This window comes from Desulfitobacterium sp. LBE (assembly GCF_007830365.1).
Taxonomy (GTDB): domain Bacteria; phylum Bacillota; class Desulfitobacteriia; order Desulfitobacteriales; family Desulfitobacteriaceae; genus Desulfitobacterium; species Desulfitobacterium hafniense.
Window position 1 is genome coordinate 474152 of the sequence record NZ_VLKD01000001.1, and the last position, 21951, is coordinate 496102.

The following is a 21951-nucleotide window of genomic DNA, read 5'->3' on the forward strand; positions in this document are numbered from 1 at the left end:
TAATCGATAAGGAGGGGGGTCCCCATGTCTTGCCCGGTAAAAACTAAAATTGTGCTGTCTGATTCATTTGATCCCTGGCACAATCTGGCCTTGGAAGAATTCCTTTTACATAAGGTGGAGAAAGATCAGATCCTCCTTTATCTATGGCAAAATCAAAACACCGTAGTTATCGGAAGAAATCAAAATCCCTGGCAGGAATGCCGCTGTACCCTTCTTGAAGAAGATGGAGGAAAACTGGCCCGTCGTCTTTCCGGGGGCGGGGCGGTTTTTCATGATTTAGGCAATCTCAATTTTACCTTTATTATGGATCGGGAGCTTTATGATTTGCACAAACAGCTCCAGGTTATCTTAGGGGGAGTAAACAGTTTAGGAATTCAAGCCGAATTTACCGGCCGCAATGATCTGACTGTGGAGGGAAAGAAGTTTTCGGGGAATGCTTTCTATTTTGAAAAAGATAAAGCATACCACCACGGTACGGTTCTTGTTCATGTGGACGGGGAAAAAGTGGGGAAATACCTTCAGGTATCCAAGGAAAAAATGGCGGCCAAGGGAGTACAGTCGGTTCAATCCCGGATCACCAACCTCCGCAATTATTTACCGGATTTGTCCATTGAGGAGATGAAGGGAACTCTGATGGCAAGCTTTCAAAGCCTCTATGGTGCCTGTCCGGAGCCTCTGCGTATAAAGGATACGGATTATGACCTGGGCGGACTTTATGAAAAATACGCTTCCTGGGATTGGCGCTACGGTAAGACGCCCCAATTTGACCTTGTCCTGGAGACCCGTTTTCCCTGGGGAGGGATAGAATTAGGCTTTACTCTGCGCCAAGGCAAGATTATTGGCTCAACCATCTATTCTGATGCTATGAATGCACACCTCATCCAGGAGATCAGTGCTTCATTTCTTAACCGGACTCTGAACAGTAGTGAATTGCTTCTTGCCTTGGAATCACTTCAGGTTCAGGAAGAAGATCTGATGATTCTTCAGGATATGAAAGAATGGATTGGCGAAAAGATTAAAGACGTTTAAGGGAGGAAAGGAAGGTAGAGAGAATGAATCAGAAAAAGATCCTCCGGGAAGTCCTTCTGCCCGATGGAACCAAACTGGCCAAACTCGGCCAGGGGACCTGGTATATGGGGGAGAAAAGCCGGCTATGGCAGCAAGAGGTTAAAGCTCTGGCCATGGGAATCGAGTACGGAATGACCCTGATCGATACGGCTGAGATGTATGGAGAGGGAGCGGCGGAGGAATTAGTGGGAGAAGCGATCAAGCCTTATCCTCGGGAAACCCTCCATATCGTCTCGAAAGTCTATCCTCATCATGCCGGGCGCAAGACGATCTTCAAAAGCTGTGAGGCTTCTTTAAGGCGTCTTGGCCTGGACTATCTTGATCTGTATCTGCTCCACTGGCGGGGAAATATCCCCCTTGAAGAGACTGTGGAGTGCATGAACGAGTTAGTGGCTCAAGGAAAGATCAAGCATTGGGGCGTGTCCAATTTTGATACGGAGGATATGGAAGAGCTTTGGCAAACACCCGGAGGGGATAGGTGCTCAACAAATCAAGTGCTCTACCACTTAAATTCCCGGGGGACTGAATATGATTTGCAGCCATGGCTCGAAGCGCACCGGCTGCCGATGATGGCTTACTGCCCCATGGCTCATAATCTGAGCACACGGCAAAGAATAGCCCAAAACCCAGTAGTTCAGGAGATTGCCCAAAACTATGGCCTGACTGTGGAGCAGATACTCCTTTGCTTTGTCTTGGGGCAGGAGAATGTTATGGCCATACCCAAGGCGTCTCAGCTCGACCATGTCAAGGATAATGCCCGGGTTTACGATATCTCGATCCATGAGGAAGATTGGCAAAGAATTAATCTCGCTTTTCCCGCTCCCCAACATAAAACTTACTTGGATATATTATAATCCTCCGGACAGAGGTTTATATCTTACATACATGATACTGTGAGAATAGGCTTATTGTGTGATTTGATAGCTACATTCCGACTATTTATAGTTTGTAGCATAATAGTAGGTAATGCGTTATTGGCAAGATAAACGATAAAAGGAGATTGACTTGTGGAACAAACAATACCAATCTGTATACCTGATTTATCATTGCGGCCATTTAATCTTTCTGTAGAGAGGGCGATGTCATTTCCACCCGATATATTATATCGTGCCTGGACTGAACAGTTTGACCTCTGGTTCGCAGAGCCGGGTTCAGTCCTGATGCAAGGTGAAGTTAACACTGTTTTTTACTTTGAAACAGCCTATGAGGGAAATCGCCATCCTCACTATGGCCGTTTTCTTAGACTTATGCCTGGCCAACTGGTCGAACTTACATGGCTAACGGGTGCTGAGGGAACTAAAGGTGCTGAAACGGTTGTGACTGTGGAATTAAAAGAGGTTGAGGGTGGAACAATATTACGATTAAATCATGCAGGGTTTTCAGATGAAGAATCGAGGGATAGGCATGAACAAGCATGGCCTTTGGTTCTTGCTCAATTGGAGGATAGGTTGATGAAGGTCTCTCATAGTTAGTGTCCAGTGTTTGGATAATGTGTCATTGTTCTTGATAAAAAGCAAAGGAGAATTCCCCAATGGAGAAACCGCGAATTTATACAATGTCTTTTTCCAGCATCTATCCGCTCTATCTACAAAAAGCAGAGAAAAAAGGAAGAACACAAAAAGAAGTCAATGAAATCATCTTTTGGCTTACCGGTTATGATGAACAGTCATTACAACAACAAATAACTGATGAAGTTGATCTGGAAACCTTCTTCAAACAAGCACCTCGTATTAATCCCAATGCTTCACTGATCAAAGGAGTGATTTGTGGATATCGGGTGGAAGAGATAGAAGATGAATTAATGCGGCAAGTCCGATATTTGGATAAACTAATTGACGAGTTGGCTAAAGGTAAAGCAATGCAGAAAATATTAAGAGAATAAATCCAAGTCTTATAAGAATCCCCAATAGCGGCGTCTGGCAAAAACACGTCGCTATTTTCTTTTTATAAAAACATTTTAATACTCATGCCATCGACACCAATCAAGACATGGCTTTCCGCCAAGGAATTGCTATGTCTTTTCTTTGGTGATACTATGGATTTAACGCTCGTTTATCGCACAGATAAGCTGTATTTAAAAGGAAGCTATGATGGATGTAGAAAAAAAATTAAGTGTATTATCAAAGATAGGCAAAGCATTAAATGAAAATAATATTGTTTGGGCTGTAGGGGGCTCCTTATTGCTATACTTGAAAGGAAAAGCAGATGTATTTCAGGATATTGATATTATGGCAATGGAGGATCATATAAAAGAACTAAAAAAAATACTACAGCAGTATGGAGATTTAGAATTGCCAAATCCAAATGTTCGATATAAAACAAGGCATTTTCTTGAATTTACAATTGATGAAGTTGATGTTGATGTGATGGCAGGTTTTGTTATTATTCATAAAGGAAAAGAATATGACTGTTCTTTGCAACCAGAAAGTATTACGGAACATTTTTTAATAAATGAAGTATATATCCCTCTTCAATCGTTAACTGAATGGTGAAGGTATTATGCATTAATGGGACGAACGGAAAAAGTTGAAATGATAGATAGGTAAACCTTAATTCTATGGATATCGATTGCACAGAATGACGTTTAGTTCAAAATTTTTTACATTATTATTTCAAACAGATATGGCTTTCCGCCAAGGAGAGGTTATGTCTTTTTTATGTAATCAAATACGGTATCATAGATTCAAGATCTTATTCAGTCAAATAGATAAACGGGAATTTGACAAGGAGCTATAAAATATGAAACTGATTGAAGTAAACGAATTAAATCCAGTCCTAATAGGGCAACTACTTGAAGTTTGGGATAAATCAGTTAGAGAAACACATTTATTTTTATCTGATTCAGAGATTAAAAATATAGCGAAGTATATTCCACAGGCTTTGAACTCGATAGCTCATTTGATTGTTGCAGTCAATAATGAAAAGAAACCTGTTGCATTTATGGGAATTGAAGAAAGAAAATTGGAAATGCTTTTTATTTCCCCCCAATATAGAGGAAAGGGATTGGGGAAACAACTTTTACATTATGGTATGGAAAACTATTCTATAAACGAATTAGGGGTGAATGAACAAAATCCGCAAGCAAAAAGCTTCTATGAACACATGGGGTTTCAGGTATATAAAAGAACTAGCACAGACGAGCAAGGAAATCCTTATCCGATTTTATATATGAGATTAGTTTAATAAATTATTTGAACATTTTTCAGAAAAGGAATCAGTTATTATATGCCAAAATAGGGGTATATTAAAATTTAGCTTTAAATTAAAGGAGGGTTTATCTATGAATAAGTTTATTTTCAATGATTATTTCCATGAGCCCCAAGGAAAAATCGCCAAGCGGATGCTTTTCAAAAGTGATAATGTAATTGCCTTTGTTTTAAACATTGCAAAAGGGGAAATACTGCCGGGACACACCCATCTGGAATCAACCCTTTTCCTGCAGGTCATGGAGGGTAATGCCAAGGTTGTCACGGATGGCAAGGAGACCTCGTTGCAGGTGGGCGAGTTAATGCAGGTTGATGGGCAGGAAAGCTTGCAGGTTATAAACATCGGCGAAGGTGTCTTGCGCCTTTACGTCACAATTTCACCAATGGGTTCAGAGGCTTTTGCAACAGATGCCAATGTTTAATGATTTATCTTTGTCCTTGCTATGTGAATTATAATGTAATGCAAAAGACACCGTTTTCCGTCAAAGGAAAGTTGTGTCTTTTCTTATGCGGAAAAACGTACTATAATATTTAAAAATTGGAATATTTCACAGACAAGCAGGAATTTGTCGAGTAGCTTTGAACTGAGGATTATTTACATAATAAAGGGTGATAGAATATAAAAAAAAGCATCTATCTTTTGACTTTGCTTATCTTCTTTTTGGGTATAAGTGGCTGTAATGTTCATCCCATGACCTTAGAGCCGACGAATTCGCCTGACCTTGCCGGGACTACATACATATGAAATTCAGGCCCGTTTGCATGAGAGTATGCCTGAATATCGCTTTGTGGCGACAGGGGTGGTGCAGGGAGAGGATGAATGGATGTACGGCTTTGTTATGGGCCTTAATGTTTATGACGAAAACGGCGAATCCATCCTCTCAGCGGATTTTTCGGAGATTTTAGAAGGCAAGGTAATCGGTTACCACGTCTACAATGGAATGATGGACACAATGGGACTTCACGTTACAGATGTAAACTTCGACGGATATAAGGATGTGATTATCCTGAACTCTTTCGGGGGCGCGCACAGTAATACGTGGTATGACTGTTGGCTATGGAATACGGAAACATCGTCGTTTGCAGCATCAAAATCATTTGCTGAAATTTGTAATCCCGCACTTGATGCGGAGAAAGAGTGTATTTACTCAGCGGGAGGTTCAGGTGCAGGATATTGGGGTGGCAGTATTTATAAATTTATAGATGGTGAATATGTCGTTACGAATAAATTGGATACCGATTGGTACGGATTAGTGGAAAGGGAGCTTATAAACGGGAAAATGGAGATTGTCCGCGAAGTCTCCTACGGTGAAGATAAGCAAATTCTTGAAAGAGAGCAGGAATACTATAAAAACAGCGAGCTGTGGCAATTAGACCATCCTCATTGGTATTGGCTCGGCGGTCACCACGCCGACCAATGGCTGGGTGGAGAATAAGCACAATGCGCAACAGTCAAATTCCAATTTATCGCCTGCTTGGCCGGTATCGTTTGACCTAACTGTAAAAATCTTTTTACATGAAAATGTGATATTATGGATTTAAAGGTATTGCATCACGCAGATAAATAGGAGGTTGAAGTGTAGATTATTTATATTAGGAGGTATTAGCGTTATGGATGATGAAGAATTGAAAATCAAAATGTACTCATTTACAGTGGATTGCAAAGACCCCCATGAATTAGCAAAATTTTATGGGGCGTTGCTCAAGTGGGAAATTATGTTTATCGATGAAGATTGGGTATGTGTATACGCTCCAGGAACCAATCAGGGAGCATACCCTGGTATATTGTTTCAACGGAATCCTGAGTATAAACCGCCTGTGTGGCCGGAAGAGCCTGAAGCTCAACAGCAAATGGCACATATAGACTTCGCCGTTAATGATTTAGAAAAAGCAGTTCAATATGCAATCCATTGTGGAGCAACAATCGCAGATGAGCAATTTTCTAATAATTGGAGAGTTATGCTTGACCCCGCCGGACACCCTTTTTGCTTATGTGAAATGAAATCAATGATCGAGAGTGCCCATTTTGCGTTGTTATAGAAAATCACGATATTCCTGTAAATCTGAAAGTTTACAATACAATCTGCCTTTAGCGTGCTCATGAGTACGCTAAATTTTTTTCAATTTCATTGTAGCTTTTGGCATATATCGAAAGTGTTAGTAGTGAAGGGAGGCTTATGAAGTGGAAAAACAATCACTGCGTGCGGACGATTGCGAAGAAAAAATTATTAAGCAGTATTCTGATCTGGTATACCGCCTCGCTTTTGCTCGCATGGGAACACGGCACGATGCAGATGAAATTTTCCAGGAGGTGTTCCTTCGCTTTATCAAAAAAAAGCCTGTGTTTCATGAGGAAGAACATCGTAAGGCATGGTTCATACGAGTAACCATAAACTGCTCCAAAAGCTTTTGGAGCAGCTCGTGGTTCAAAAATGTTCAGCCAATTGACGACGATATTGCATTTGAAACCAAAGAAGCTATGGACTTATACTATGAGCTGCAAAAGTTGCCGCCCAAATATCGAGGGGTTATCTACTTGTTTTATTATGAGGATATGTCCATTGAAGAAATAAGCAAAGCATTGAATAGGAAAAACTCTACGGTTCGCACTCAGCTGACAAGAGCAAGAGCAGCATTAAAAGCAGTTATTAAGGAGGACGATTATGTTTAGAGAAAATTATAAAAATCTCTTTAGCCAAATCAAACCGGATGAAACCCTGGTTGATTCAGCAATTCAAACAACCCGCAATAAAGCACGCAGCCGCCAAAAGCCCCTTAATTCATTGCGCAAGCCGGCAGTGGCTCTTGTATCAATCGGCCTTTGTCTTTCACTGGCAATGCCTGTGTTAGCTGCCAATGTTGAGCCCATATATCAGCTGATGTATTTGGTTTCCCCACAGGTTGCACAGTTGTTTATGACTGTGCAAAAATCTGATGAGGACAATGGAATTAAAATGGATGTAGTTTCAGCATACATTCATGACAACATTGCCGAAGTGTATATTACCATGCAGGATTTGACAGAGCAAAATCGTGTTGACGCAACCATCGATTTGTTCGACAGCTATTCGATAAACCGTCCCTTTGACAGTGCTGCACACTGTGAGCGTGTGGACTATGATGCCGGCACAAAAACGGCAACCTTTTTAATCACGATTGAAGAATGGGGCAACCAAAATATTGTGGGCGATAAAATAACCTTTTCTGTGCGTGAATTTTTAAGTCATAAGAAAAATTATAAGGACATCTTGGTGCCGATTGCTCTTTCCGACGTTGATGTCGCTGAAAGTACACAAATAGTTTCATCTAATGGCGGAGGCGGGTTAGATTATAAAAAGTTTGTGGGCGGTGATCAAAAACCAATTGCACTTACGCCATCAGCCCCTAGGAGCGAGTTTTCAGTAGAGGGCATTAGTCTAACCGGTATAGGTTATATTGAGGGTAAACTTCATGTTCAAACAGCCGTAAAAGAACCATTGGACAACGACAATCACGGCTTTTTCTATTTAAAAGATGGCAACGGGAACAGAGTTGATCACAATTATAGTTTCACTTTTTCAAATCAATACGAACAACCAGGACGAATTGATTATGGCAATTATGTTTTTGATATTCCCCAAGATGAAATCGAGGGCTATACCTTGTATGGCGACTTTGTTACTTCTGGCCTGAAAGTCGAAGGGAGTTGGCGGGTCACCTTTCCCCTTGAAAGTGTTAAGAATTAAGTTAAATGAGCACATGGGGGCACCATCTCTAATCGGGGATGCTGTCTTTGGGATATTGGCAGTCAAGTGAGCCGACGAATCGGGTAGAAGGCTAATCATTAGTTGGTTAGCCTCCTACCCGATTTCCAATCCGCAAGGTTTTGAATCTTTGCCCCCTGTTTGCGAAGCCAAGCAGTTTATTCCGGCCCAGAGGGCCATTTTTACATTGAACACTTGATAGCCCTATGTTAGACTGAAAAAAATGATACAAAGTGTCATTCCGGATCATCTATGAGGAGGATGTATACTTTGGACAATGTCAGTATCATTAATATGCTGCTGGTTTTATCCACCTTGGTGATATTATATTTCTTGTTGTTAATCGCCAAAAGAACGCGGAAAAAGCAAATTCATTATGCTGTTTTAAGTATGACGGCCAGCATTCTCCTATGGAATATCGCAGTATTATTGTATATGACGTTTGACAATGTCCCATGGATACTGGCAATTTGCGAGCGGCTGTACTTTTTGGGTACGATTCTTGTATCAATTTCAATATTATTTACCGGGTTAATATTTGCCCGAACCAAAATAAAATTCACATGGAAGCATGCACTGTTGTTTGTTGTCCCTGTTATCTCTATTGGGGTGCTGCTTACGAATCAGAGTCATCACTTGTTTTATACTGTCTTTAGCCTGATACCCTCCAAGCAAAATTTTGGTATCTATTTTACGATACATACCATATATTCCTATCTGTGTATAGGGATTGGCTTGGCCTATCTTGTGATTTTTTCCATAAAGAACTATGGCGTTTTCTCCAAACAATCCTCGTTAATATGTATTGGCATTATGATTGCGCTGATCATAGACGCGATCAGCACATTTAAGATCTTTGATTGGTCAACGGCAATCGAAAATATTGCCTTTGCCGTGACGATCAGCTTTTTTGTCATAGCCACGGTTAAGTTTGATTTTCTGAACGTAATACCCATCGCCTTGCAAACGGTTGTTGATTTGATTTCTGACAGCTACGTGGTGATTGATGAGGATTTTGAAATCATTGATTACAACCAAGCTTTTGTAAGCGATTTTATCGGGGTATCCAGGAAAGTCGACATTATGGCAATAATCAAAAAGAATTATAGTGATCTTGATGTTAAGAGGTTCAAGGGCTTTCTGGATGAAGCTGTTCGTGAGCAAAAAAAAGTGAGCTTTGAAATCTCCAAGCCCAGGGATGAAGCTATTGTCTATTATAGGGTGGAAATTACGCCCATTTATGTCAGCGGCAATCCTATAGGAACTATCATTTTAAAAAAGAATATCACTGAGCATAAAAATAATCTGAAGGAGGTTATGCAGCTCAATGAGAGGCTGCAGAGTCTGGCAACCCGTGATTGGCTGACGCAGTCTTATAATAGATATTTCTTTGATGAAAGATTACAGCAGGAGATTGACCTCGTAAACAGGCTGCAGGCATACGGCCTGGAATCAGAAAAAAGTGTCAATAATTTTGGCTTGATCATGTTTGATATAGACTATTTTAAAAATTATAATGATAATAATGGGCATCTGGCGGGGGATGAGCTTTTACAGACAATCGTTACGGTTGTTAAAGGAGTATTATATCCGACTGATATATTATGCAGATACGGCGGAGAAGAGTTTGCCGTTATTTGCTGCCATACCTCAGAGAAAGGGTTTGAAATAGCTGCGGAAAAGATCAGAAAGGCTGTGGAGGATTATGATTTCAGGTTTCAGGATAAACAGCCGGGTGGCAACCTGACAGTCAGCATTGGCGCAGCATACTGTTCAACCGCTAATGTTAATAAAAAGGATTTAATAACAAGAGCTGATAATTATCTGTATTTAGCCAAAAGCACCGGAAGGAATAAGGTTGTTCTTAGTGAGTAAACATATGTATGGCTTTACGAAAATGCCTGAGCGATGCCCATTAGTACGGGATGTAACGTTAAGGGCTAAAGGCTATCGCTGCCTGATCGTGGAAAGCTATCTTGTTCTTTTGGATTATCTATGGCAAGCGAAACTATGAAGGACTGGTGAATTAAATTGAGTGAAGCAGGAACAGACGTGGTCCTGCTTTATTTTCAAAATGAGCGCCTTGAGTGGAGTTTTCTTGCCACCTTTTTATGTGGAAAAGTGTGCTATGATAGACTTATCGACTACTGAAATTTCTGATGGTGGAGAAGTAGACTATGGATATTAACCGTATCAAACATATTTTGATCGATCAAGGCTTTCGGGGCTGCATCCAAATTTCAAATAATAAACAAATTATATTTGCAGAGGCATATGGCTACTCGGATTTTCCAAATCGAATTCCCAATACGCTTGAAACAAAATTTGCGACTGCTTCCGCAGGAAAGGTTTTTGTCGCCGTTTCAATACTCCAGCTGATTGAAAGCGGAAAATTGCGCCTTCAAGATACACTCGGCGACATTCTTCCCTTGGATTGGCATAAGATTGATACAAACATCACTATTGAGCAATTGCTTATGCACACATCCGGTATTCCAGATTACTTCGACGAAAGTGTAATGAGCGAGTACGGGGATTTGTGGAAAGACTTTCCCAATTACAGAATTCGAACGAATTCGGATGTGTTGCCGCTGTTTCTTGACAAACCAATGATGTATCCTCGCGGCACAAAGTTTCAATACAATAATACAGGATTTGTCGTGCTGGCAATGATGATTGAAGCTGTGACCAATAAACCATTTGACAGCTACCTTCATCTGAATGTCTTTAACCCTTGCGCAATGGATTCTACCGGCTATTATGAGCTGGATTCTCTTCCCGCAAAGTGCGCCAATAACTACATTTTTGATGGAGAAAGGAACCGATTCCGTACCAATATATACAGCGTAGATGTTAAAGGGACCGGTGCAGGTGGCGCGTTTACAACAGTAGGTGATATCGGAAGATTCTGGGATGCGCTTTTGTCGTATAAGCTGATGACCCGGAAAACAACTCTGGAAATGTTACGCTGCCATAATGGGAATATAGAAGCAGGATACTATGGTTATGGAATCTGGTTGGAACCGAGGGGGAACAACGGTCATAGCCCATATTTTCAAGGCCGTGATCCTGGTGTGAGCTTTATTTCTGCCTATGAACCAAGTGCAAATGTTGTGATTACGCTGGTGAGCAATTACGGAGATAATGTCTGGAAGCTGCTGAGAAACATTCGAGAATGCATATCGGGTCAATAGCAGAAATCTTTTTCCGGCATTAGGAATAGGTACCTTAGTGAGGTGTTGTACATGGAGATAAGAGAAGCAGATGAAAAGGACTTAATTGGGTTATTAGAGTTAAAATTTTATGAACAGGCTGGATATAATAAAAATGATAAAACGGCGTTTATTCAATGGCTTGATTAGCTCTAACCCAGGTACCTATCCTGACCTGATGACAACGTAAAATTTCCGCAACAGCTCAAGCAGTAAGCGGTATAGAAATGATGAACATACATGAAACGGGACAAGTTTTTTATGCTGATTATGCAAAACCAGCTGATTTCTGTGACGAAGCCTGGAAGGCGATCTATCAATATGTTTTTGCATTGGCCCATGGGGCTGGAAGCGACGGATGAAAAATCACATATAGAATATGAACCGGTTAAGCGGTGAATTTCAATAGCTCAGGTTTAATTGTGAACAACACTTGGAATCTCAATTTTGTGAACTCGGCCACATGTTATAAGATTTAGCTGTCTTCTTCATGTTCTTGATTTGGCGATCCCTTGAGCGAAGCAGGAGATTCTCCCTTCTTATCCATGGACATGATCATCGTGTAGCCGAAGAGTATGCCGCAGATGATTACGCCGTAGCTTTCAAAAGCCCAAGGCCTTAGGATCAAAGACAGATATTTCCCCAGAGATGAAAAAAATATAAAAAGAGAAAACGTAAAGAACAGGGCCGGAAGCCCGACAATGAGCAATCTCTCCCATTGGATTCTCCATTTCCCGGGTTTCTTATATCTCCGGATAAATTCCGGAAGTCCAAGCAGCAAGCCGATTAATACCGACAGAGCGATGTTAAAAGTCCATGCGGGATACGGATTATAGGTTTTACTGGTGAAAGACTTCAGTTCGAAGCTATAGGTTATTCCCAACTGGATAAGGATAATAAAAAAGACTGCATAGAGTAAATAAAAGAAAACTCTCTTTCCCATAGGCCCTCCTAAAACAAAAATAAATAGCCACAGTGAACATCAACCTGTCCATGGACCATATGCCCAAGCGATTGGATCAGAAGTGTAGTAATTACTTTCTCTATAAATACCACTATGTCCTTCTTCACCTGGGCATTCAGGGCTTTTCAAAGAAATTGGCAAATTCCGATATAAAATTTGCCGATTTCTTTGTTCCTCATGGATTATAATACAGATCAACAGCCCTTATTTAGCGGAGTGCAACTAATGGTTGCGGAATTTCCAAGTCCTATTGATAGCATGTAACCAGGGGCTTTGTTATGATTTTCCTGCAATATAGCAAATGGTATTTGCTGAATAGGAGGAACTCAAAATGATTTTGGCGGAAAAGATTTTGTCATTGCGTAAAAACAACGGCTGGTCTCAGGAAGAATTGGCTGAGAAAATGAACGTATCAAGGCAGTCTATATCCAAATGGGAAAGCGCCGCCGCAATACCGGATATCAATCGGATACTGGAGCTGGCGAGGCTTTTCGGAGTAACGACCGACTACCTGTTAAAAGATGATTTTGAAACAGCAGTGTATTCCGGTGCGGATGAGACGGAAAATTATATACGCGTTTCTCTGCAGGAAATGAACGATTTTTTAAAAAACAATGCCACCTATGGAAGCCGGATCGCATTGGGCGCTATACTGTGTATTCTCTCTCCGGTTTTGCTTATTGTGTTGTCCGCAGTCTCGAGGGCGGGTATCGCCATAACTGAAAGAGCTGCCTCTGGCATAGGCATTATGACGGTATTCTTGATGGTCGCAGGAGCTGTCGCCATCTTCATTATCAGCAGTGCGAAGATGGAACGCTTTGAATACCTGGAAAATGGCAATTTTGAGCTTGAATACGGTTTGTCGGGCATTATAAAGGAAAAAAGGGCGGCTTTTGAAAAAACACATGTTCAACGCACGGCACTTGGTGTTGTTCTCTGTATTTTGTGCCCCATCCCGCTTATTGTCGCCGGCATATTCAGGGCTTCGAACATGACTCTTTCTTGCTTTACAGCTCTGCTACTGGCGGTTGTTTCCGTCGCAGTATATCTTTTTATCACCGTGGGTACGATCAAAGGCGGTTATGATCAGCTGTTGCGTGAAGGGGAATTCGAGCCGAAAGAGCAGGAGAGTGCGAAAAGAGTCTCAAAATTTGCGGGAGTCTATTGGCCGATTGTTGTGGCGTTCTATCTTGGGTGGAGCTTTCTTACCAACAATTGGGGGATTACTTGGGTGGTTTTGCCGATTGCTGCGCTGATTTTTGCAGGCGTTTCCTCCATATTGCATTCATTAGAAAGGTAAAAGAAAGTCCAATTGAAAGAGATTGAGGAGCACTCCATTAGCAGCCATTCCAGCAATCAGATTGTTTTCATTGTCTAAGACGGCTGTAAAATCTTTATCGGAGGTCCTAAGGATAAGGAAGTATTGATTTCATTCGTCACTTATTATAGGAGAGGATGCGGCGATTTTTCGGCACGCTTGACATCCATTTTAGGCAAGTGTATAATTTGAATATAGGCAATTGTCTAAAAGGAGTCGATATCATGAGCACGATGAAAAAACTACCGGACGCGGAGTTTGACATCATGAAGGTAATTTGGGCGAACGAACCGCCCATTACAGCCAATATGATTATGGAGCAGCTTGGTAATGAAAAAGAGTGGAAAGTGCAAACTGCTATTTCCATGTTGCTCAGGCTGGTAGACCGTGGCTTTTTACGCACGGAGAAAAACGGAAAAGAACGAACCTATTATCCTTTGGTCAGCAAAGAGGACTATTTGAAGTTTGAAACAAGTAATTTTATGAAGCAGTACCATGACAATTCGTTTCTTGACCTTGTTCACACACTATACGAAGGTAAGGCGGTAACTGACGAGGATATTGACGAATTGCTCCAATGGGCAAAGAAACGGAGGGGTTAGTGTGCAAAGTTTTATCGTCACGCTTCTAACCTGTTCAATTACCATGTCGGCCATTGCTTTGTTTTATATGGCGGTTACGCCATTGCTGGCAAAGCGGTATTCCGCTAAGGGGCGGTATTACGCATGGTTGATTATTGTGATTGGATTGATTATCCCTTTCCGGCCCCAGTTTGACAATCCCTTTGTCAAGATAATTCCTACTGAAACAGCGACACCTACTATTCAAATAGACAACAGAACACAGATCGCAGGCCCGGTTGAAAGCGCTTTGTCATCCTCGGACGTATCTCATATTTTATTGTCATGGTGGCAAATTGCGGCGGCGGTGTGGCTGGCCGGAATGATAGCTTTTCTTGTCTATCACACGGTAAAGCACTATCGTTTTATGAAGATGACAAAGCGCTGGTGCGAAACAATTACAGACGAACAGATATTGAGCCTGTTCCAAAACCTAAAGGCAGAGTTAGGTATATCAAAGCAAATTAACCTTGATCAGTGTTTAAGTATTGGCACTCCTATGCTAATAGGATTTTTCCAACCCAAAATACTGCTGCCGACCACGAAGTTTCCAAAGAATGAGCTTCGGTTAATTCTCAATCATGAGCTTGTTCATTACAAGCGCAAAGACCTATGGTATAGGTGCTTAGTGCTGTCTGCAAAAGCGATTCACTGGTTTAACCCCCTTGTATATCTGATGGCAAAGGCGATTGATGCAGTATGCGAAATGTCCTGTGATGCCGAGGTGGTACACAGTATAGATGCAGATATGCGCCAGCAGTATAGCGAAGCAATTATCGGTGTGGTTCAATATCAATCAAAAGTGAAAACCGCACTTTCTACCAGTTTTTATGGAGGCAAAAAAGGAATGAAAGAACGGATTTCTTCAATTATGGATGCAGGCAAAAAGCGAGTTGGGGTAATCATAGCCTGCGCTATTTTGTTATTGACATTAAGTACAGGTGTTGCATTTGCGGTTAGTAGTGATGCTGTTGAAATGGCATTAGAAAATGAAAGCCAAGAATTACCAACGCCAATATCATTTGTTAATGATAGTCCAATAAGAAAAGATGTTGTGTTATTAGAAAGTATCTCTTTTGAACTTTCAGATACAAATCCAACTCAGACATATTTGATTGCAGAAGCTTATGAGGATTTGATATTTTCATTTAAAGGAGTCAGTGCACCAATAAACTTTACGCTTGTAACACAAAATGAAGATAGTCATTGTGCAGGATTTAGCGGTGATACCTGCAGGGTATATATTAAAAGCGAGTCTAATTCTGAAAATGTTTTTGAATGGTCACGTGGTTTCATAGACTCAGATAGTACATATAAGCCGACAGAGATAGTCGATTATAGTAGTGGAACCTTAGAAATTTATCAAGTTCACAGCCTGTGAAAAGGAAAATTGCCGGCATAGAGAATGCAATCAGCAGCGCTAATAGTTTCTTTTTCATGAATATGCCCATTCCTTTCCAACGCTTCATAGAGCAATGCCTGCCTGTGGCCGATCAAAAGGAAGGCTACAGGCGGGCTGTATTACTTAGTTAATGCTAAAAGTCACTTCAACACTGCCGCTCCCCAGAGCATTGGCCAATCCGGTCACATCGTCAACGGTGCCAAGCCTTGTGTAGCTGTACGAAGTGGGAAAACTTTCATAAAATAGCACCAGGCAGTCGGAGCCGTAGAGCATCAAATCACCGGTCTTGATACTCCCTACACGTTCACTGGCGGAAGGAAGTTTCTCTGAGAAAAAGTAGAATTTTTCGTTCCCGTTCAGTTCATCCATGGTCAAGGTCAAGGGTAGCTTCTTCAGCAGCGACCGTGTCGAATCGTTGTCATATAAGGTTGCCCTAAAATTTTTGTTGCTAATGCGAAGGGTTAAGCCTGGCATGGCATTACGTTCTGTTTGCATATCCTGCTCCGCAGGCGGTGTTTGTTCTTGTGTGCCCGATTCTGCCGGAGCAGGGAGGGCGTTGACGATTCTATCGGAGTTGAGGAAGGTGCGGCAGTGCTCACAGGCGGCGCAGATGTTTAAGCTGCTCATTCGCGGCAATCGAAGAATCACGCTCACAGAAGAAGGAATGCTGCTTCGTAAGCGGGCACAGGAAATTATGGAGTTGGTGGATAAAACCGAATCAGAGCTTGGCAATATGAATGAGGTCATCAACGGGGATATCTACATCGGCAGCGGCGAAACAGATGCCATGCGGCTTATTGCCAAAGTAGTAAAAAAACTTCAGGAAGAACATCCCCATATCCAGTATCACCTGTACAGCGGGAATGCCGATGATGTAATGGAGCGCCTGGATAAAGGGTTATTGGATTTCGGAGTCATTATTGGTTCGGCGAGCATTCAGAAGTATGATTATCTGAGCCTTCCGGCGACAGATACTTGGGGTTTGCTGATGAGAAAAGACAGCCCCTTGGCCGCTCTGGACAGCATAGGGCCAAAGAACCTGCGGATATACCGTTGCTTTGCTCCAGACAGGCTCTTGCCGGCAATGAACTATCGGGATGGCTTCGGGATGATTCTGAAAAGCTGAATATCGTGGCGACCTATAATTTGATTTATAATGCCGCGCTCATGGTAGAGGAAGGGATTGGCTATGCACTGTGTTTGGATAAACTGGTGAACACAACCAGCTCCAGCGGTCTTTGTTTTAAGCCACTGGAGCCACGGGTAGAAGCGCATTTAAATATTGACTGGAAGAAATATCAGGTGTTTTCGAAAGCGGCAGAAAAATTCTTGGAGAAAATGCGCCAAGAAATCTGAATTCAAGGGTACTTATTTTGCCTCGAAATATTTAGAAATAGAATCTATATTAGGTGGGGTTAGCCATGTATATAGAAACAGAACGATTAATCCTGAGGAAACCAATTAGAGAAGATTTTGCTGAGTATTGGCTGATGAAAAACGATCCTATGGCGACGATGTATACAGGTGGCATTACTCCTTACACCTATGAAGAAAGATATAAGATGTTTAAAGAGGAGTGGGTGGATTCCGGCCAAAACTCTGAATTTACTGTTATAGAAAAAGAGAGCACTATGTATATCGGGTATTGTGGAATTAGATATTGTGATGTTATGGGTGAAAACGAGTTATTATATGGGCTGTGTCTAAATTCATGGAACAAGGGTTACGGTTATGAGGCGGCAAAAGCCGTATTGGATTATGGTTTTTCCGCACTGAAATTAGCATGTATAGCCGCAGCCGTTAACCCCCAAAATACTTACTCGGAAAAAATTTTAGCTAAATTGGGGATGAATTATGCCGGTGAGTTGGCAATGACTGGCATGGAAAAGCTTCGGAAATATGCGTTGAATGTTGAGCAATATAACCAACGAAGAGTATAAGGATATGACATAATGGCATGAACAGCATGCTATTAAGACATAAGGAGAGAAAATGAAAAAAGTAAAAATTTCAGTTATAAGAAAAGAGTTTTATCCTGAATTTGCTGATGAGTATTTGACAGATGGTGCCGAGGTAGGACCGTGTTTGCTTTTAAATGTAGGTGATGAATTCATCTATGATGGAGGTGCTGAAATGCCTCTGAATTTTTGTCCCTGGGCCTGGATTGATATTTATCGCGGCGTAAACGCGTTGTCAGCGGGTGCTTCTTATGTTCCTTGGAATAAAAAAGATGGTCTGCAGATATTATGCTGCACAGATGGTATCCGCCCTGTTATTTTTAAGGTTGAATCACTTGACGATGATTGACATAAGTGTACACAATCCGAACTGTTCACGACAGGGTGTTCCTGTTGGCGAAGGGTTCGGATTTGGGTTAATATGGATTAAAATTGAGCATCCCTTGCAGGGGATGCTTTTCTTCTTCACTTATATCGTCTGCTTCTTTACCTATAACAATGAGATTATCCGTAATATCGTAAGCGATATACAGTTCTTCTGCTAGTTGCTGTGCTTTTTGAAGTGCTGTAATTGCTTTTGTGGTTTCTTGGAAAAGAATACGATAGTCGACTAAGTTGGCAGGATTGCTCCCGCTTTCTCGTCTAAGAACCATACATGAGCGTTTCCACTCATACGGCTCAAGCATTTCATCACTCTTTCGAGCAGCTTTCAAGATATAAGATTTGGCAGTGCTTATGGACATAAGCCATATTCAAAAGGGGTTCTTTGGCTGGTTGAGATTTGGAGGTTTTAACGAAGATTTCTCTTTCATCTCTAATATCCATTGGCATTCCACAGTGGTAACAGCTGCCTTTCTGTTTTTTCCAAATTAGCTTATATCGTCCAGACAATCTCCTCATACCGTTTTTAAATTTCCGGTCCATAAAATACTGTCTGTCGATGTATGGATTCATGTCCAATCGTACCTGCGTATGGCGGACGATGTGCGTATCGGATGCCTTTACCAGTTGTACCGCATCTGTACAAAATACCCAGTTGCGGGTACCTCTGCTATGCCAGTATCTCCTAGCAATCCACCGTTGCCCCTTGTTAGGATGTCTGCGCTTCGCCCATCGCCACAACAACTCAAACATTATGTAGTCGATGTGATGAAAGGCTTTACTGGCCACAACCGATTGATGATAATTTGTCCAGCCACGAATTTGTGCATTCAGTTTTAGGATAAGCAGGTCTTGTTTCCATGCTTTTCCACGCTTCAGAATGGTTTCCGACAAGCTTGCTACACTAGACTTTATTGCTTTCTTGGATGGCTTGATGATAAGTTTTCCTTTGTATTTACGAAATGTCCATCCCAGCATATCAAATCCATCATCAATGTGTGTGATGAGTGTCTTCTCTTCCGATAGCTCTAAGCCCCTGGCTGCAAGAAAATTTACAATAACTTCTTTAGCTTCCCTTGCAATCTCCTTTGTTGCCGCTGTGACAATAAAGTCATCAGCGTAGCGAACCATATTAACTTTATGGGCATTTTGAACTCGGACATCCACTTTACCTTTAGGGTTTCGGTGGAACCTATCGTAAAGAAGTTTTTGCATTCTATCAAGCGCCATGTTCGCCAGTAGGGTGGAAATGATGCCTCCCTGTGGCGTTCCATCCTCGGTTGGAAATAGCTCCCGTTCAAACACAAACCCTGATTTTAAGAATTGTTTTAGGATAGATTGGTCCATTGGAATGTTTTGAATTAACCATTCATGACTGATATTATCAAAACAACCCTTGATGTCCCCTTCCAGCACCCATTTAGGGCTGTAATCATGGCTGAGGTCTGCAAAAATACGTTCACAAGCGTCATGGCAGCTACGACCTTTTCTGAATCCAAAGGACCGGGGATCTCCCATGATTTCTGCAACTGGATCAAGGGCCAACGCATACAGCGCTTGCATTGCCCGGTCATACATCGTAGGGATACCCAGCGGACGTTTTGCCTTTTTGCCTTTTTTCTCAATGTAGACCCGCCGAAGGGGCTTTGACTTGTAGCCTTTGTCGGTAAGGGATAAAACCGCCCTCATTTTAGAAGCTGGAGTACTCCATAGCTCTTTATCAACACCTGATGTCTTGTTCCCTTTGTTTGTCGTCACTTTCCTGACGGCTAGCAGCTTTGCATAATACGAATGGGTTAATAGATATTGCAGCCGTTTCACTGTGTTCCATTTCTTATCCCTTGTTGCTTTGGCAATCCTGGTTTGCAGCCTATTCACTTCAGCCTCGACCCAATACCAGTCAATGGATTTCCACTGACTGGCTAGTATAGCCGTGTTTGGCAATTTCTCAGGAGTCATTGCTCCCGTCGTTGATGTATTGCCATTCATAGGTTTACCCTCATTTCTTGCCATGAAATACCACGGGATAAGTCTGCGCCCTTTCGAGCCAGGGCAAAGTTTGAACCCCTATTCGCTCCATTACAGAGCGGCATTCGCTTTCTATCCCACTCCGTTACCCTCTATGCCATTTCTTCGCCTTACGGTGTCGATACCTTGACCTCAAGGAGCACATAGGGCTTACCAAGTTCTACACAGTAAATAATTGTGGATGCCTTAGGAGCTATCTTTGAGCCGGAGGTATTATGTCCATTTGCGCCAGGCTTCAATGAGTTCCCAGCGCCTAACCTCGCACCTTTTGGTTCAAGTGTTTCAGCCTGATTTCACTTGTTCTACATAACGACTCTTGCAATAGTTCACATTACATTCTCCATAGCATTCTTATCCTAGCAGTACGTCCAACTAAGGCTGTCAGAGTTCCCACATTGTCCCGCAAGCTGCCTACCCCAGCGTTACCACTGACGCAGGTTGCAGTAGGATTACCCCAAATGGATAGGGTAGCTGCTGTTCAGCAATTTACTGTGTAGCTTCTTGTCGCACCATCTTTTTATAGTTTGGCACGACAATCACTATCCTTTAGAACGTAATATTGTTCATGTGTTTGCTGTTAATTATATATTGTTATCTATTAGTTGTCAATAGTAGTTAATCAGCTTATGTATATCGGCTACATTGCACGATAAACTTTTATTGAGGTGATTGCATATGGCCAGAAGTACAAAAATTGCCCTTGAAAACAGAGATAAATATATAGCTCTTGGATTGAATATTGCCTATTATCGCAAGAGGGAGGGCATGACTCAAGACCAACTTGCGGAAAAGGCCGGGATGAGCCGTTCTTATCTTGGCGAGATAGAAGCTCCCAATATGATAACAACGATGTCATTGGAAGTATTGTTCAATATTGCGAACGTGCTGCGCATAAAGCCATCTAAATTGCTTGAATTTAGGGACTAAAGCCACTGGGGCAATTGATGGTGGCGGGAGGAATCGGAATGGCTTCGGGATGATTCTGAAAAGCTGAATATCGTGGTGACCTATAAATTGCTTTTTAAGCCGTTGTCAGCTGTTGTCTGCTGACGACGGCTTTTTTGTGTACAAATCCTCACGTTTATAAACTTGGCCACATAGTTTATAGAAAAGCATCAAAAAGGATGGGTAACCACCATGAATCCGATCACTATCGAACGCACGACCTCAACTATCGCTGCGGAAATTCTGATTATAAGACAACAGACATGTAAAGTTCTGCTGATCAGCGCCGTGGAGATCGGCAAGCGCCTGAAGGAAGCCAAAGCTTTGCTGCCCCATGGGGAATGGCTGAGCTGGCTGGCGGAGTCAGTGAGCTATTCCCGAAGCACAGCCGGGAATCTTATGCGTCTGTATGAGGAATATGGGCCTAAGCTGCTCATCACAGACAATGGGGATGGAAATTACCAATCGATTGGTAATTTGAACTATACTCAGGCCCTCATCCTGCTGGGACTCTCAGAAGAGGAACGGGAGCAGTTTCTAGAGGAGCATGATGTGGAGAGTATGAGCCAAAAAGAATTGCAGCAGGCTGTCCAGGAAAGAGATCAGGCCCGGGAAGAAAGGGACCGGGCTATCGGAGAAAAGTCTGAGCTCGAAAAAGAAGTGGCGGACAAAGAGAGCAGGATCACCGAATTAACCACCCGGAATGCCGGCCTGGAGCAGGAAGTATCGGACTACAAGCAAAAAGATGAGGCCCGCCCGGAAAAAGCCGCCCCGCAGCCAAAGGAGCCGGCCGTGGCCAAAGAAGAGAGCCCCTCCGCCCGGAAAATTGCCGATGTCCAATTCACCATTCACCGGGACAATATGCTCAACGCCTACGAAGGGCTTCTGAAGACCCTTGCCGGTTTAGCGGACACCGATCCCCAACTGAAGGAAGAATACCGGGAGACGGCCTATAAGATGATGGAAAATATGACCAAGAGGCTGAAGGTGTATCCGCCTGCGATCACTACCAATTTAAAAATAAAGAAAATTACCACCACTTTATGAGGACTTTGGGAACCATTGGATATTCCAGTGCATAGACTGGAAGGGACAGGCGAAACAAG

Annotated in this window: 26 protein-coding genes and 1 pseudogene; 23 read left to right on the top strand and 4 right to left on the bottom strand. The window is 42.2% G+C overall.

The genetic code is table 11. The features are described 5' to 3' along the window. The first annotated feature begins 24 nt into the window (after positions 1–24). The 15 genes from DESLBE_RS02240 (at position 25) to DESLBE_RS02305 (ending at position 11591) form a co-directional block, all read left to right on the top strand. Positions 25–1029 (top strand): lipoate--protein ligase, encoded by a 1005-nt coding sequence (locus tag DESLBE_RS02240; RefSeq protein WP_015944285.1) that lies wholly within the window; start codon positions 25–27, stop codon positions 1027–1029. Between the two features lie 23 nt (positions 1030–1052). After that, positions 1053–1922, top strand: coding sequence for an aldo/keto reductase (locus DESLBE_RS02245; RefSeq protein ID WP_144674979.1), 870 nt, complete (start codon positions 1053–1055; stop codon positions 1920–1922). A 153-nt stretch (positions 1923–2075) separates the two neighbouring features. After that, positions 2076–2540, top strand: a complete 465-nt coding sequence (locus tag DESLBE_RS02250; RefSeq protein WP_144674980.1) for an SRPBCC domain-containing protein — start codon at positions 2076–2078, stop codon at positions 2538–2540. Between the two features lie 59 nt (positions 2541–2599). After that, entirely contained in the window at positions 2600–2950 is a 351-nt protein-coding gene (locus tag DESLBE_RS02255; protein WP_015944282.1) for a DUF2200 domain-containing protein, read from the top strand. Positions 2951–3158: 208 nt separating this feature from the next. Next, positions 3159–3560: a hypothetical protein gene (locus DESLBE_RS26865; protein WP_243131213.1), complete on the top strand. Its 402-nt coding sequence runs from the start codon at positions 3159–3161 to the stop codon at positions 3558–3560. A gap of 247 nt (positions 3561–3807) precedes the next feature. Then, positions 3808–4251: a GNAT family N-acetyltransferase gene (locus tag DESLBE_RS02265; protein ID WP_144674981.1), complete on the top strand. Its 444-nt coding sequence runs from the start codon at positions 3808–3810 to the stop codon at positions 4249–4251. 97 nt (positions 4252–4348) lie between these two features. After that, positions 4349–4696, top strand: a complete 348-nt coding sequence (locus DESLBE_RS02270; protein WP_144674982.1) for a cupin domain-containing protein — start codon at positions 4349–4351, stop codon at positions 4694–4696. A gap of 348 nt (positions 4697–5044) precedes the next feature. Continuing rightward, entirely contained in the window at positions 5045–5710 is a 666-nt protein-coding gene (locus DESLBE_RS02275; RefSeq protein WP_243131214.1) for a hypothetical protein, read from the top strand. A 175-nt stretch (positions 5711–5885) separates the two neighbouring features. Next, on the top strand, positions 5886–6314 hold the full coding sequence (locus DESLBE_RS02280; protein ID WP_144674983.1) for a VOC family protein: 429 nt from the start codon (positions 5886–5888) through the stop codon (positions 6312–6314). 142 nt (positions 6315–6456) lie between these two features. Then, complete coding sequence (locus DESLBE_RS02285; protein WP_005816021.1) at positions 6457–6945, top strand: sigma-70 family RNA polymerase sigma factor; 489 nt, start codon at positions 6457–6459, stop codon at positions 6943–6945. Continuing rightward, positions 6938–7999, top strand: coding sequence for a hypothetical protein (locus tag DESLBE_RS02290; RefSeq protein ID WP_144674984.1), 1062 nt, complete (start codon positions 6938–6940; stop codon positions 7997–7999). Before DESLBE_RS02285 ends, DESLBE_RS02290 begins: the two co-directional genes overlap by 8 nt. 312 nt (positions 8000–8311) lie before the next feature. After that, entirely contained in the window at positions 8312–9892 is a 1581-nt protein-coding gene (locus DESLBE_RS02295) for a diguanylate cyclase (protein WP_282433875.1), read from the top strand. Further along, complete coding sequence (locus tag DESLBE_RS26450; RefSeq protein WP_157135369.1) at positions 9885–10031, top strand: hypothetical protein; 147 nt, start codon at positions 9885–9887, stop codon at positions 10029–10031. Before DESLBE_RS02295 ends, DESLBE_RS26450 begins: the two co-directional genes overlap by 8 nt. A 163-nt stretch (positions 10032–10194) precedes the next feature. Further along, a complete protein-coding gene (locus DESLBE_RS02300; protein WP_144674986.1) occupies positions 10195–11211 on the top strand; it encodes a serine hydrolase in 1017 nt (338 codons plus the stop codon). A 248-nt stretch (positions 11212–11459) separates the two neighbouring features. Further along, positions 11460–11591, top strand: coding sequence for a TIGR04076 family protein (locus tag DESLBE_RS02305; RefSeq protein WP_242660004.1), 132 nt, complete (start codon positions 11460–11462; stop codon positions 11589–11591). A 113-nt stretch (positions 11592–11704) separates the two neighbouring features. Here DESLBE_RS02305 and DESLBE_RS02310 read toward each other — a convergent pair whose 3' ends face one another. Then, complete coding sequence (locus DESLBE_RS02310) at positions 11705–12172, bottom strand: hypothetical protein (RefSeq protein WP_005816029.1); 468 nt, start codon at positions 12170–12172, stop codon at positions 11705–11707. A 352-nt stretch (positions 12173–12524) separates the two neighbouring features. Here DESLBE_RS02310 and DESLBE_RS02315 point away from each other — a divergent pair, with 352 nt between their 5' ends. From DESLBE_RS02315 to DESLBE_RS02325, 3 genes are all read left to right on the top strand, one after another. Continuing rightward, positions 12525–13493: a helix-turn-helix transcriptional regulator gene (locus tag DESLBE_RS02315; protein ID WP_144674987.1), complete on the top strand. Its 969-nt coding sequence runs from the start codon at positions 12525–12527 to the stop codon at positions 13491–13493. 242 nt (positions 13494–13735) lie between these two features. Continuing rightward, a complete protein-coding gene (locus DESLBE_RS02320; RefSeq protein WP_011459856.1) occupies positions 13736–14113 on the top strand; it encodes a BlaI/MecI/CopY family transcriptional regulator in 378 nt (125 codons plus the stop codon). A gap of 1 nt (position 14114) precedes the next feature. Next, positions 14115–15512 (top strand): M56 family metallopeptidase, encoded by a 1398-nt coding sequence (locus tag DESLBE_RS02325; protein ID WP_144674988.1) that lies wholly within the window; start codon positions 14115–14117, stop codon positions 15510–15512. A gap of 144 nt (positions 15513–15656) precedes the next feature. Here DESLBE_RS02325 and DESLBE_RS02330 read toward each other — a convergent pair whose 3' ends face one another. Beyond that, complete coding sequence (locus DESLBE_RS02330; protein WP_243131216.1) at positions 15657–16160, bottom strand: cyclophilin-like fold protein; 504 nt, start codon at positions 16158–16160, stop codon at positions 15657–15659. Between DESLBE_RS02330 and DESLBE_RS02335 the strand changes: the two are divergent. From DESLBE_RS02335 to DESLBE_RS02345, 3 genes and pseudogenes are all read left to right on the top strand, one after another. Further along, positions 16144–16889: pseudogene (locus DESLBE_RS02335) on the top strand (LysR substrate-binding domain-containing protein). The gene DESLBE_RS02330 and the pseudogene DESLBE_RS02335 overlap by 17 nt on opposite strands. Positions 16890–16954: 65 nt before the next feature. Next, the gene (locus tag DESLBE_RS02340; RefSeq protein WP_144674989.1) at positions 16955–17473 is read left to right on the top strand and encodes a GNAT family N-acetyltransferase; all 519 of its coding nucleotides are present in this window, start codon (positions 16955–16957) and stop codon (positions 17471–17473) included. A 52-nt stretch (positions 17474–17525) separates the two neighbouring features. Continuing rightward, positions 17526–17840 (top strand): TIGR04076 family protein, encoded by a 315-nt coding sequence (locus tag DESLBE_RS02345; protein ID WP_144674990.1) that lies wholly within the window; start codon positions 17526–17528, stop codon positions 17838–17840. 67 nt (positions 17841–17907) lie between these two features. On the opposite strand, the gene DESLBE_RS02350 is transcribed toward DESLBE_RS02345, so the two are convergent. Then, entirely contained in the window at positions 17908–18177 is a 270-nt protein-coding gene (locus DESLBE_RS02350; RefSeq protein ID WP_243131217.1) for a hypothetical protein, read from the bottom strand. 4 nt (positions 18178–18181) lie between these two features. Continuing rightward, a complete protein-coding gene (gene ltrA / locus DESLBE_RS02355) occupies positions 18182–19861 on the bottom strand; it encodes a group II intron reverse transcriptase/maturase (RefSeq protein ID WP_172625350.1) in 1680 nt (559 codons plus the stop codon). A 714-nt stretch (positions 19862–20575) separates the two neighbouring features. Between ltrA and DESLBE_RS02360 the strand changes: the two genes are divergently transcribed. Together DESLBE_RS02360 and DESLBE_RS02365 are read left to right on the top strand one after the other, a co-directional pair. Next, entirely contained in the window at positions 20576–20827 is a 252-nt protein-coding gene (locus DESLBE_RS02360) for a helix-turn-helix transcriptional regulator (RefSeq protein WP_005816044.1), read from the top strand. 210 nt (positions 20828–21037) lie between these two features. Beyond that, on the top strand, positions 21038–21892 hold the full coding sequence (locus tag DESLBE_RS02365) for a DUF3102 domain-containing protein (protein ID WP_144674992.1): 855 nt from the start codon (positions 21038–21040) through the stop codon (positions 21890–21892). The last annotated feature ends 59 nt before the right edge of the window (positions 21893–21951 follow it).